We start from the raw sequence: 12,468 nt of genomic DNA on the forward strand, positions 1-12,468 counted from the left end.
GTGTTCTCGGTGATGGATGCGGCGCTCGACGCGGTCGGCGCCTCTTCGGATGACTTGCTCGATGAGGCCACCCTGGCGATCCGCGAGGCGGATCTCAGCCGGCGGACCGGCCGCGTCGTCGACCTGATCGGCCTGATCGTCGAAGCGACCGGCCTCGAGGCCGAGGTCGGCGAGGTGTGCACGATCCAGACCAGCCGCGGACGCCCGACGGTGCCGGCCGAGGTCGTCGGCTTCCGCGCCGGCCGCACGCTGCTGATGGCGCTGGGCGACGCCGCGGGCATCGGCCCGGGCGCGCGTGTCACGGCGTCCGGCCAGCCGCTCGCGGTGAATGTGAGCGATGCGCTCTTGGGGCGCGCGCTGGATGGACTCGGTCGTCCGCTGGACGGCAAGGGCCCGATCCCGGTGTCGATGTGGAGGCCCGCCGAGGCCTCGCCGCCCGATCCCCTGTCGCGCCCGCGCATCGAGGATCGTGTGTCTTTGGGCGTCCGCGCGCTGGACGCGATGGTGCCGTGCGGGCGCGGGCAGCGCCTCGGCATCTTCGCCGGCTCCGGCGTCGGCAAGTCGTCCTTGTTGGGCATGATCGCCCGGTCGACCTCGGAAGAGATCAACGTCATCTGTCTGGTCGGCGAGCGTGGTCGAGAGGTGCTGGAGTTCATGCAGCGCGACCTCGGTCCCGAAGGGTTGGCGCGGTCCGTGGTCGTCTGCGCCACGTCCGACCAGCCCGCGCTGGTGCGCCTGAAGGCCGCGTTCACCGCGACCGCGATCGCGGAGTACTTCCGCGACCAGGGCCGCAACGTGATGCTGATGATGGACTCGGTCACCCGCTTCGCGATGGCCCAGCGCGAGGTCGGCCTCGCGATCGGCGAGCCGCCCGCCACCCGCGGCTACACGCCGTCCGTCTTCGCGATGCTCCCCAAGCTGTTGGAGCGCACGGGCACCTCGCCCGCGGGCTCGATCACCGCGCTGTACACGGTGCTCGTCGACGGCGACGACATGAACGAGCCGATCGCCGACGCCGTCCGAGGCATCCTCGACGGCCACATCGTCCTGTCGCGCCATCTCGCCCACGCGGGCCACTACCCCGCGGTGGACGTGCTGTCGTCCGTCTCGCGCCTCGTCGGCGAGATCGTGTCCGAGGACGTCCGCCTGGCCGGCAACGAGGTCCGCAAGCTCATGGCCACCTACAAGGAGAAGGCCGACCTCATCTCGATCGGCGCCTACCAGGCCGGCTCGGACCCCGCGATCGACGCCGCCATCGCGGCCCGCGGCCCGATCGACGCGTTCCTGAAGCAGGGCGTCACCGAACCGTCCTCCGCGGGCGACGCCGATGCGACCCTGGGCCAGCTGGCGATGCTGGGTGGCGCGTTCGACGGCCCCGTGTTGGACGGCGAGCTGCAGATGACGCCGGAAGAGGCGAACATGCCGCTCCACAACGCCATCCCGCCGCTGCACATCCCGTCATAGCGGCGCCGTTCGTAGGGGTGTTCGACGTTCCGCCCCCGTACAGGGGCGAAACGTAGGCCACCCCCCGGAGTGCAGATGGACGTTCCCGGCCGCGAGAGCGGGAGCCGATAGACGCGCAGGAGAAGGCTCGAGGACCCGCTAGCTGTAGGACCTAGCCAGGTTGTTCAGCTCGTTGAGGCGAGCGATGGGTAGTTGGTGGCTGAGTGAGCCGTGTGGGCGGCGATGGTTGTATGTCCAGAGCCAGCCGTCAAGGGCTGCGGTGCGTTCTCGGCTTGAGCCGTAGATCGCGCCGTAGGCCCAGCCACCGAGCAGAGTGCGGATGAAACGTTCCGCCTTGCCGTTGGTGCGTGGCCGGTAGGGGCGCGTCCGGAGGTGGCGCAGGCCGAGCGCGCGGCACGCGAAGCTGTGCACCGTCGAGCGGTAGGCCGAGCCGTTGTCGGTCATCACGCGCTGCGGGGCGATGCCGTGGCGTCGGTAGAAGATCAAGGCGCGGCGCAGGAAGGCGACGGCGGTGCTGGCTTTCTCGTCCGGGAGGACCTCGGCGTAGGCCAGGCGGGTCGCGTCGTCGACGCAGACGTGTACGCACTCCCAGCCCGTGGTGGCTTCGCGTTGGCCGGCGGCGTTGGTCTTGGTGGATTTGCGCTGCCGGGCCTTGTTGCCATGGACGCGGTGCCCGGCGCCCCAGTCGGGGATGCGACCGAGGTTCTTGATGTCGATGTGCAACAGCTCGCCGGGGTGGCGGCGCTGGTTGCGGTTCGGTGGCTCAGGCGGTTCCAGCTGTGAGAGCTTGCCGAGCCCGACACGCAACAGCACCGCCGAGATCGTGGACAGCGCGATCGGCAAGCATTCGGCGATCTCGGCCGGGGTCATCCGCAGCCGCCGTAGGGCCACGATCGCTTCCACGGCGCGCTCGTCGGTGCGATGTGGCACCGATCGCGGCGCCGAGGAGCGGTCAAGCAACCCGGCTCGGCCTTCGGAGCGGTAGCGCGCGAGCCACTTCGAGCACGTGCGCTCGCTCACGCCGGCGGCCTCGGCCGCCGCCGTGAGCGACCACCCATGCTCGATCACCCGCCGGACCATGAACTCGCGGCCTTTCGGACCGAGCGGAGCGTTAGCGTGAACCTTCATCCGGTGCCCTCCGTTGGAGAACTGTGCTGGTTGGCACCGCTCAGCCTCCAACAGGGCCTGGATGAACAACGCTCCTAGGAACTACAGCTAGCTCTCCTCCCCCTCCCCCCTCGGTGCAAGGCCGTTTCCCGAATACCGGCACGGCCACACAACAACGCGACCGCCCACCGATGCCACGGCATACCGGTTTGTGTACGGGGCCGTCCATGTAGCGTTCGCTCACACATGGATCCCATCCGGTACGTGGAAAGCGTCGGCGGCTACTCGATCGCCTATCAGGTCGTCGGGGACGGGCCGTTGGACATCGTGTTCGTGCACGGGTGGGTGTGCTCGTTCCAGCCCGGGTGGGAGTGGCCGGCGTTGGCGTCGTTCTACGAGCGGCTGGGCAAGATGGGGCGGCTGATCCTGTTCGACAAGCGGGGAACCGGGCTGTCGGACCGCGTGCTCGGGATCGCGAGCCTCGAGGAGCGGATGGACGACGTGCGGGCGGTGATGGACGCGGCGGCGGTCGAGCGCGCGGCGGTGGTGGGGGTGTCGGAGGGCGGGCCGATGTGTGCGCTGTTCGCCGCGACGCACCCGGACCGCACGCGGGCGCTGGTGACGATGGGGTCCTACGCGCGGCGCAACTGGGCGCCGGACTATCCGATCGGGCGCCGGCCGGAGGAGGACACGTGGTTGCGCCCGACCGCGGAGCAGTGGGGGGAGTACGCGGCGCGGCGCTTCCTCGCCGAGCGGGCGCCGTCGGTGGCGGACGATCAGGACGCGATCGACTGGTACACGTCGTATCTGGTGCGCGGGGCGAGTCCGTCGGCGGTGGCGGCGATCACCGACATGAACGAGGAGATCGACGTGCGGCCGGTGCTGGCGACCGTGCGGGTGCCCACGCTCGTGCTGCACCGGCAGCAGGAGTACCTGCGCGAGGCCTCCGAGTACATGGGCGCGCGGCTCCCGGGGGCGAACGTCGTCGCGGTGCCGGGCGTCGACCATCTGCCGTGGGAGGGGGACCAGACGGCGGTGCTCGACCAGATCGAGCTCTTCCTCTCGAGCCTGGGTCAGACGCCGGTCAGCCCCGGGCCCGTGCTGACGACGGTGCTCGAGGCGGACCTGCCGCCCTCCGAATCGCACCTGCTGGACTCGGTGCTCACCCGCTTCCGCGGGCGGGAGCTCTCGCCGGGCGGGCGCGGGCGGGTGGTGCGGGCGAGCTTCGACGGCCCGGCCCGCGCGCTGCGCTGCGCCCTCGCCCTCGCCGACAACGTGCCCGCGCTGCGCGCCGGGATCCACACGGGCGAGTGCGAGCTGCACGACGACACGCTGTCCGGCCCCGCGCTCGCCGTCGCCTCCTACCTCGCCGGCACCGCGAAGCCCGGCGAGGTCCTGGCGACCTCCACGGTGCAGGACCTCGTCGCCGGCTCGGGGATCGACTTCGACGAGCGCGGCATGCTCGGCGACCTGCGCCTGTTCAGCGTGCTGCGCTGACCAGCGCCGCGACGTCCCCATCGGAGAAGTGCAGCGTGCCCGGCTCGTCCCGGCGCCAGAAGACGTAGGAGCCCAGACCCGACGGGTAGCGGCGGCGCAGCGCCGAGCGCAGGCGCTCGTGGGCGACCGCCGCGGGCACGTCGACGTCGGCGATCACGAGCACGCCGTGGGCGTGCAGTTGGGCGTGCAGGGCGGGGTTCATGCGGCGAGCCTTTCGGTGGTCAGGGGCGCGACGTAGCCGCGCCGGGTGTAGGCGAGAGGGGTCGAGGTCCCGCGCTCGGCGCGCGTCACGGCGCCGAGGACGAGCGTGTGCGTGCCGGCGACCGTCAATGTCGCCACGTCACAGGTGAAGCGGGCCGCCGCGCCGTGCAGCAGCGGTGGGGCGCCGCTACGGAGCGGCCACCAGTCGCGCTCCCGGAAGACATGGGGAGCAGTGGCGAAGGACTCCGCCAGCTCGGCCTGGTGGTCGCCCAACACGTTCACGGCGAACGACCCGCGCCGCGCGATCGCGGCGAGCAGCGGCGATCCCGAGCGGATCGACACCAGGAGGAGCGGCGGCTCGGCGGAGACGGAGCACATCGCGCTCACGGTGCGCCCGATCGGCTCACCGGAGATCGACGTGGTGACGACGGTGACGCCGGTGACGGCGGCGCCCATGGCGTGGATGAAGTCGGTCATTGCCGATACAGACGCGTGGCGCGCCAACGCTCGGTAGCTGTCGGGTAAACGCCCGGCAGTCGGATAGCGTGAGCCGCCACAAATGGACTACCGCGTTCTAGGTCCGCTCGAGGTGCTGGACGACGCCGGCAAACCGCTCAGACTCGGTGGGCGCAAGCCGCGCGCGCTGCTCACCCGCCTGCTGCTGGACGCCAACCGCACGGTGTCGATCGAGCGCCTGGTCGAGGACCTGTGGGGTGACGACATCCCGGAGTCCGCGGTCAAGATGGTCCACATCCACGTGTCCGCGCTACGTAAGGCCCTACCGCCCGACACGTTGCAGACGCGGCAGCCCGGCTACGCGCTCGAGCTCGACCCGCTCGAGCTCGACCTGCACCGCTTCGAGCGCCTGCAGACCGAGGGTCGTGCGGCGCTCGACGAGGGCGACGCGGCCACCGCGGCGGCCCGTCTCAAGGAGGCGCTCGCGCTCTGGCGCGGCCCCGCGCTGGCGGAGTTCACCGAGCCCTTCGCGACCGTGGAGGCGACGCATCTCCAGGAGCGCCGCCAGGTCTGCATCGAGGACCGGATCGACGCCGACCTCGCGCTCGGCCGCCACGCGGACGTCGCGGGCGAGCTCGAGGCGCTGGTCAACCGGGACCCGCTGCGCGAGCGTCTGCGCGCGCAGCTGATGCTCTCGCTGTACCGGTCGGGCCGCCAGGCGGACGCGCTGAACGCCTACCGCGACTTCCGCGCCGCGCTCGACACCCAGCTCGGCCTCGAGCCCTCGCCCAAGATCCGTGCGCTCGAGGGCCAGATCCTCAGACAGGACGCCACGCTCGACCTCGAGAGCAAGGCCTTCGACCCGCGGCGGGGGATGGACCCGATCCGCTACGTGCAGAGCCTCGGCGGCTACTCGATCGCCTACCAGGTCGTCGGCGACGGCCCGCTGGACATCGTCTTTGTGCACGGATGGGTGTGCTCGTTCCAGGCAGCGTGGGAGTGGCCCGCGCTCGCCTCGTTCTACACCCGCCTGGCCAAGCTCGGCCGGCTGATCCTGTTCGACAAGCGGGGAACCGGGCTGAGCGACCGCGTGCACGGGATCGCCGGGCTCGAGGAGCGGATGGACGACGTGCGCGCGGTGATGGACGCGGTCGGCTCCGAGCGCGCCGCGATCCTCGGCGTCTCTGAAGGCGGCCCGATGGCCGTGCTGTTCGCCGCCACCCACCCCGACCGCACACACGCGCTGGTGACGATGGGCTCCTACGCGCGTCGCAGCTGGGCGCCCGACTACCCGATCGGCCGCCGCGCCGAGCAGGACGGCTGGTTGCGCCCGACACCCGAGCAGTGGGGCCGCTACGCCGCCCGCCGCTTCCTCGACGAGCGCGCGCCGACGGTCGCCGGCGACGAGGAGGCGATCCGCTGGTACGCGTCCTACCTCGTCCGCGGCGCGTCGCCGACCGCGGTCGCGCAGATCACCGACATGAACGAGGAGATCGACGTCCGCCACGTCCTCCCGGCCGTGCACGTCCCGTCGCTCGTCCTCTACCGCGAGCAGGAGTACATGCGCGACGCCTCCCGCTACATGGGCCAGCGGCTGCCGGGCGCGCGGGTGGTCGCGCTGCCCGGGCCCGACCATCTGCCATGGGAGGGCGCGCAGGAGGACGTGCTGGAGGAGATCGAGGCGTTCCTCGAGAGCGTCGAGGAGCACGGCGAGTCGGAGCTGATCCTCACGACCGTGCTCGACGCCGAGGTCTCGGGTCCGTTCACGCGCGCCGCGGTCGCCCGCTTCCGCGGCGTCGCCCTGCCCGCGCCCGAGGGGCGCGTGCGCGCGAGCTTCGACGGCCCCGCCCGCGCCGTGCGCTGCGCGAGCGCTCTGCGGGAGGTCCAGCCCGAGCTGCGCGCCGGCGTGCACACCGGCGAGTGCGAGCGCCAGGGAGAGGCGCTGAGCGGCCCGGCGCTGGACATCGCCGCCGGTGTCGCGAACGTCGCCCGCCCGGGCGACATCCTCGCGACCTCGACCGTGCACGACCTCGTCGCACTCTCCGGCGTGGACTTCGAGGAACGCGGCCCGCACGCTATTCCCGGCGCCCAGCGCGAATGGCGGTTGTTCGCCGTCTCCCGGTAGAGCCCGCCGCACCTACTCGACGTTTACCCTGCGCGCCCCTGGCGGGCAACCGCGGGGCCGGAACCTACCGGCCATGACGCAGACGCTCTCCACGATCCGCAACGGGGTCGACACGACGCAGATGTTCGGGACGCTGGACGCGATCGGCGCCCAGCCCGAGCTCGGCGCGTTCACGTTCCGCGCCACCAACCAGTGGCTCAACGGTGCTCACAACCGCTCGACGATCAAGGGCTTCTTCGGCGCCGGCGGCGAGGACACGACCCGCGCCGAGGCCTTCCTGCTCGACGCGGGCGAGCCCGCGGTCCTGCTCGGCACCGATCAGGGCCCGAACCCGGCCGAGTACCTCCTGCACGCGCTTGCCGCCTGCCTGACGACGACGCTCGTCTACAGCGCGTCGGCGCGCAAGGTCCGCCTGACCGAGGTCACCTCGACCTTCGAGGGCGACATGGACGTCCGCGGCTGCCTCGGCATCGACGACGCCTACCGCAACGGCTTCACGCAGATCCGCGGCACGTTCACGATCAAGGGCGACGCGCCGGCCGAGAAGCTGCGCGCGATCGTCGAGAACGCGCAGAAGCGCTCCGCCGTGTTCGACATGGTCTCCAACGGCGTGCCCGTCCAGATCACGGCGATCGCCTGATGCTCCTCGCCGCCCGTACGGAGCCCGGCGCGCGCCTGGTCGCGCTGGCCGAGACGCTCGCGCTCGAGATCGCCCCGCGCGCGGCGGCCCATGACCGCGACGGGACCTACCCGCACGCGAGCGCGGACCGGCTCGCCGCCGCGGGGTACTACGCGGCGCCGGTCCCGGCCGAGCTCGGCGGGCTGGGGGTCGACTCGCTGCACGACCTCGTGGTCGCCTCGAGCCGGCTCGCCGGCGCCGACGCATCCCTCGCCATCGGCGTGAACATGCACATGGCCGCGCTGGCCAACATGGCGCGGATGTACCGCGACGGCGCGACCAAGCTCGCGCCCGTGCTCGAGCGCATCGCCCGCGAGGGCGTGCGGATGGCGGCCGCGGTCTCCGAGCCGGGGCAGGATCTCACCCGGCCCGGCACCGTGGCGACACGCACGCCGGACGGCTGGCGGATCGATGGCCGCAAGCTGTTCTGCACCGGCTCGCCCGCGGCGACCGTCCTCTACACCTCGGTCTCGTTCGTCTCGGAGGACGGCGGGGAGCGCTACGGCTACGCGATGGTGCCGGCCGACGCCGAAGGCGTCACCGTGCACGGCGACTGGGACGCGCTGGGCATGCGCGCCTCCGGGAGCCACTCCGTCACGTTCGACGCCGTGGCGCTCCCCGCTCAAGCCCTGCGCGGCGGCTTCCCCGCCGGTGACGCCGACGGCTACATGACCCGCAACTTGAATGCCGGCCTCTTCCACGCGGCCGCTTCCCTCGGGATCGCCGAGGCGGCCCAGGAGCAGGCCCTCCATGCCGCTCGGCGAAGCGACGACGCGCGTTCGCGTGCGCTCGTCGCCGAGAGCGCGATGGACCTGTCGGCCGCGCGCGGGGCGCTCTCCCGAGCCGCCCAGCTGGTCGACGAACGTCGCGACGACGTCGTCGCGCTCTTCGCCGAGGCACAGACGGCGAAGACGTTCACCAACGACGCCGCGTTCCGCGTCGTCGACCGCGCGCTCGCCCTCGTGGGCGGCGCCGGGTACATGAGCGGTCACCCGCTCGCCCGCGCATATCGCGACGTCCGCGCCGGTGCCTTCATGCACCCGCTCGGGGCGAACCGCGCGTATGACCTCGTCGGCCGCGTCGCCCTCGGCGCGGACCCGGCGATCCACTAGATCACTCCTCCTCCCCCAAGGATCCCCATGCACAAGCGCATCGCCCTGGCCGCGGCCGTGACCGCGACCGGCATCCTCGCCGTCCCCTCGTTCGCGAGCGCGGCGACCACCTGCTCCTACGACCTCAACGCCCGCCAGATCAACATCCAGCTGGCCAACCCGAGCTTCGGTGGCCAGACCACGATCCTCCGCGCCCCGGGCAGCTTCATCCAGGTGCAGGACAACAACGAGATCCCGCGCGGCTGCTTCATGCCCGGGTTCTCCGACGCCGACCACTCGGCCACGATCTTCGGCACGAACAAGGTCGTCGTGAAGGGCTCGCCGAGCTTCGAGCACGTCCGCATCGCGGAGCGCGCCGGCACCTTCGCCCCCGGGGCGAGCACCAACACGGACGCGGGCCGCAAGCACGTCAAGTTCCAGCTGCTGACCGGCTCGGGCAACGATCTGCTCGAGGTCGAGGGCACGAGCTTCGACGACGCGATGTCCGCTTTCGGCGGGCTCAGCCCGCAGGTCGACATGGACAACGACGGCGATACCGACGTGAGCATGACGCAGGCGTCCCGCGTGACGCTGATCGGCGGCCTCGGCAACGACCGCCTCTCCGGCTCGAGCATCTTCGGCTCGGCCTCGTTCCTGCCGGTCACGCTCGACGGCGGCGAGGGCAACGACGTGCTCTTCGGCGGCGGCGGCAACGACCTGCTGCTGGGCGGCGCCGGCAACGCCGACTTCATCAACTCCGTGGGCGGCGGCGCCGACGTCGTCTCCGGCGGCGACGGCACCCTCGACCAGGCGTTCTTCGACCGCGACGACACGGTCTCGACCGTCGAGGTCAAGACGCAGCAGGTCGGCGTGCTGAGCGGCTCCAAGAAGACGGTCGAGGCGGCTGCGGGCGCCGAGGCGTCGCTGTCGCTGGCCTGGACGCACCCGAAGGCCTGGAAGGACCTGAAGTCGATCAAGGCGACGATGTTCGACGGCGCAAAGGCCGTCGGCACGCTCACGCTGACCCCGGCCGGCAAGGTCACCTCGACCGGCGCGATCGCCGCCACGCGCTCGACGATCGGCCACCACGGCAAGACCGTGACGGCGAAGCTCGGCTTCAAGGCCGCGAAGTCCCTCAAGGGTCACACGCTCTCCGTCGACATCGCGGCCACCGACAAGGCCGGCCGGACGCAGACCGAGAACGCCGCCCGCTCGATCGCGCTCCGCTAGCAGCACCATCCGTGGGTCCGTGCCGAGGCTCCGAGCCGTCGCACGGAGGACACGGACGCCTGCCCCGCGGCTCGCGCCAGCAGCCACTGTCCGCCGGCGGCGTCACCCGCCAGCAGCCAGCGGCCGTCCGGCGACCATTCGAGGTCGTCGAGACGGCCGCCGGCTGAGAAGAGGACGCTTCCTCGCAGGCGGATCTCGGTGCGGTCGCCGTGCCGGACGGCGAGCGCGAGGCCGGGCGGCCCGTACGCGGCGGCGAGCAGGTCGCCGTCGAGCTTGACCGGGGTGCGCGCGCCGGTGACGTAGTCGTGGATCGTGCCGTTGCGGCGGCCGGCGATGAGCAGCTTGCGTCCGTCGTGCGACCACGCGAGGTGACGGACGGCGGCGCTGCGGTAGCTGCGCAGGACCTTCGCGGTGTCCGCGTCCTCGACCGTCACGGTCCCGTTCGCGTTCGCCCACGCGACGGTGCGCGGGGTCGTCGGGCGCCAGGCGGGTGCGACCGGGGCCATGTCCTTGCCGGCCAGCACGTCGTGCCGGCCGTTGCCGTAGACGATCCGCAACGCCCCGCCGGCGCGGTAGGCGACGTGCAGGCCGTCCGGGGCCCAGCGCGGCACGCTCACCGTCCCGCCCGGGACGAGCCTCCAGCGTAGCGCTCCGTTGGCGGGGTTGAGTGCGACGAGCGCGCGGCCGTCGGTCGCGCCGACGAACAGGCCGTGCGGCGACCACGTCGCGTCGTCGTATCCGCCGAGCCTGATCCGGCGCGCGCCGCTGAAGACCGTGAGGCCGTTCGCATCGCTGACGAGGAGCCGGCCGGCGGGGAGCGGGGCGGGCGGCGTCGGGGTGGGCTTCGGCTCGTTGACGATCTCGCGCACCCGCCGCTCGAACGCCTGCACGGGTCCGCTGTCGCGCTGCGTGACCACGAGCGTGGCGAGCACGACGGCGATCGCGACGTAGACGAGCGGCGAAAGCCGCCGGAACCGCCGCCGCGAGCGCGCTTGGTGGTGCGCGGCCAGTACCGTCCGCCGCGCCCGCTCGCGCGCCGGCCCGGCATCGGGCGGCTCCAGCTCCCGGAGCGCGCGCTCGAGCTCCTCAGCCTTCATCGGCCAACCTCAGCGACAGCGCGTCGAGCGCGCGACGCAACCGCGAGTTGACGGTCCCGCGCGGAAGCTCGAGCATCGTTGCGATCTCGCCTGGCGTGTACCCCAGCAGGTGCCGCAGGACGACGACCGCGCGGTGCTCGGGACCGAGGTCGGCGAGCGCCGCGATCAGGTCGTCGCCGAGCTCCGGGGCGGCCGCGGGGGCGACCGGCTCCTCCACGGCGTCGGCGGGGGTCTCGGGCCGCAGCGAGCGGGCGCGGGCGAAGTCGATGGCGCGGTTGACGACGATCCTGTGCAGCCACGGGGCGAGCGGGCGGCGCCGGTCGAACCGGTCGAGCGCCCGCAGCGCGCTGACGAACGCCTCCTGCGCGATGTCCTCCGCCGCCGCCGCGTCGTGCACGACCAGCCACGCGGACCGGTGCACCGCGGGCCAGTGCCGGCGGAACAGCTCCTCGACGGCCTCGGAGGAGCCACCCTGGGCCGCACGCACGAGCGCGGCGTCGCCACGGCGGCTCAACGGTCGCCCCACGCCCATCCTCCCCGCGACGATGTGTTCCATCGCACGCACTACGAGGGGCGCTGCGCTAGAGGTCCACTCGGGTGCCGGTGCCCGTCTCGAGCGCCGTCCGGTAGACGAGCTCGGCGGCGGCCGCGTCCTCGGCGATGTGGCCCATCGCCTTGTAGACCGTGATCTCGGAGTCCGACGTCCGGCCTGGAGCACGGCCCGACAACACGGCGCCGAGGTCGGTCCCCGCGGACGCGTCCAACCCCACGAGCTCCGCGCAGCCCGCGGGAGGAGGCGCGAACGCCACCCGCGACTCGACGAACAGGCGAGCCGCCCGCGCCAGCGCCGGATCGAGCTCGCCGCCCGGCGGCGCGTACCCGACCGACGTGACGTGCGTGCCGGGGAGCACCTCGGCGGCCCGCACGACCGGCGTGGGTGAGGACGTGGTCAAGCAGATCACGTCCGCACCGGCGATCGAGCCCCGCTCGACGCCGAGCCGTGCCGCCGCACCCGGGTCGCGGGCGACGAGCCGCACGGACGTGAACGCCCGCACCAACGGCAGCATCCGCAGGTGCGCCCGCGCCTGCACGCCGGAGCCGACGACCGCCAGTACGGACGCGTCTTCGCGCGCGAGCGCGCGCGTGGACAAGGCAGAGGCGGCCGCGGTGCGCAGCGCGGTGATGTGCTCGCCGTCCATCACGGCCAGGCAGCGGCCGGTACCGGGGTCGATCATCGCGATCGTCGCCGGGTGCGGATCGAGCCCCAGCGCGACGTTGCCCGGGAAGACGCCGACGAGCTTGACGACCACCGGCTTGTCCACCTGACGTCCGGCCATCGTCAGGAAAGGGCCACCGTAGGCGGCCACCGACTGGCGCGGCGCGGACGAGAACGCGTCGACCGAAACCGCCTGCAAACCGCCGGAAACGGCGGCCAGCAACGCGTCCGGTTCCAGCAGCGACTCGACCTCGGCACGCGAGAGGATGAGCACGACCAGGGAGGCTACTTCAGGTCAGGACCCC

The 12,468-nt window shown here is 72.4% G+C and carries 12 protein-coding genes; 6 read left to right on the top strand and 6 right to left on the bottom strand.

Features of this window, described 5'->3' with window-relative positions; translation table 11 throughout:
- Nucleotides 1-12: 12 nt before the first annotated feature.
- On the top strand, nt 13-1,464 hold the full coding sequence (locus G569_RS49640) for a FliI/YscN family ATPase (RefSeq protein ID WP_084285195.1): 1,452 nt from the start codon (nt 13-15) through the stop codon (nt 1,462-1,464).
- A 138-nt stretch (nt 1,465-1,602) separates the two neighbouring features.
- On the opposite strand, the gene G569_RS0118665 is transcribed toward G569_RS49640, so the two are convergent.
- Nucleotides 1,603-2,592: an IS481 family transposase gene (locus G569_RS0118665; RefSeq protein ID WP_028064535.1), complete on the bottom strand. Its 990-nt coding sequence runs from the start codon at nt 2,590-2,592 to the stop codon at nt 1,603-1,605.
- 225 nt (nt 2,593-2,817) lie between these two features.
- On the opposite strand from G569_RS0118665, the gene G569_RS0118670 reads away from it, so the two are divergent.
- Nucleotides 2,818-4,068 (top strand): alpha/beta fold hydrolase, encoded by a 1,251-nt coding sequence (locus G569_RS0118670; protein ID WP_028064536.1) that lies wholly within the window; start codon nt 2,818-2,820, stop codon nt 4,066-4,068.
- On the opposite strand, the gene G569_RS58375 is transcribed toward G569_RS0118670, so the two are convergent.
- Both G569_RS58375 and G569_RS49645 read right to left on the bottom strand, forming a co-directional pair.
- Entirely contained in the window at nt 4,052-4,270 is a 219-nt protein-coding gene (locus tag G569_RS58375) for a hypothetical protein (RefSeq protein ID WP_028064537.1), read from the bottom strand. The two genes, G569_RS0118670 and G569_RS58375, sit on opposite strands and share 17 nt — an antisense overlap.
- Entirely contained in the window at nt 4,267-4,746 is a 480-nt protein-coding gene (locus G569_RS49645; protein WP_064750395.1) for a flavin reductase family protein, read from the bottom strand. Before G569_RS49645 ends, G569_RS58375 begins: the two co-directional genes overlap by 4 nt.
- Nucleotides 4,747-4,828: 82 nt before the next feature.
- On the opposite strand from G569_RS49645, the gene G569_RS61235 reads away from it, so the two are divergent.
- From G569_RS61235 to G569_RS66005, 4 genes are all read left to right on the top strand, one after another.
- A complete protein-coding gene (locus G569_RS61235) occupies nt 4,829-6,850 on the top strand; it encodes an alpha/beta fold hydrolase (protein ID WP_084285176.1) in 2,022 nt (673 codons plus the stop codon).
- 73 nt (nt 6,851-6,923) lie between these two features.
- Nucleotides 6,924-7,490, top strand: a complete 567-nt coding sequence (locus G569_RS0118690) for an OsmC family protein (RefSeq protein WP_028064539.1) — start codon at nt 6,924-6,926, stop codon at nt 7,488-7,490.
- Entirely contained in the window at nt 7,490-8,641 is a 1,152-nt protein-coding gene (locus G569_RS58380) for an acyl-CoA dehydrogenase family protein (protein ID WP_053226625.1), read from the top strand. Before G569_RS0118690 ends, G569_RS58380 begins: the two co-directional genes overlap by 1 nt.
- A gap of 27 nt (nt 8,642-8,668) precedes the next feature.
- The gene (locus G569_RS66005; protein WP_053226627.1) at nt 8,669-9,850 is read left to right on the top strand and encodes a hypothetical protein; all 1,182 of its coding nucleotides are present in this window, start codon (nt 8,669-8,671) and stop codon (nt 9,848-9,850) included.
- Here the strand turns inward: G569_RS66005 and G569_RS0118705 are convergent.
- Genes G569_RS0118705 through G569_RS0118715 form a run of 3 tightly spaced genes read right to left on the bottom strand, consistent with a single transcriptional unit; the run spans nt 9,847 to nt 12,437 of the window.
- Nucleotides 9,847-10,947 carry a WD40 repeat domain-containing protein gene (locus G569_RS0118705; RefSeq protein ID WP_028064540.1) on the bottom strand — a complete coding sequence of 367 codons (1,101 nt, stop codon included), beginning with the start codon at nt 10,945-10,947 and terminating at the stop codon, nt 9,847-9,849. The genes G569_RS66005 and G569_RS0118705 overlap by 4 nt on opposite strands.
- A complete protein-coding gene (locus tag G569_RS0118710; protein ID WP_084285178.1) occupies nt 10,937-11,503 on the bottom strand; it encodes an RNA polymerase sigma factor in 567 nt (188 codons plus the stop codon). The genes G569_RS0118705 and G569_RS0118710 overlap by 11 nt, the downstream gene beginning before the upstream one ends.
- 25 nt (nt 11,504-11,528) lie before the next feature.
- A complete protein-coding gene (locus G569_RS0118715) occupies nt 11,529-12,437 on the bottom strand; it encodes an ornithine cyclodeaminase family protein (RefSeq protein ID WP_037497479.1) in 909 nt (302 codons plus the stop codon).
- Between the last annotated feature and the right edge of the window lie 31 nt (nt 12,438-12,468).

The sequence above is a fragment of the Solirubrobacter soli DSM 22325 genome (assembly GCF_000423665.1).
Lineage (GTDB): Bacteria > Actinomycetota > Thermoleophilia > Solirubrobacterales > Solirubrobacteraceae > Solirubrobacter > Solirubrobacter soli.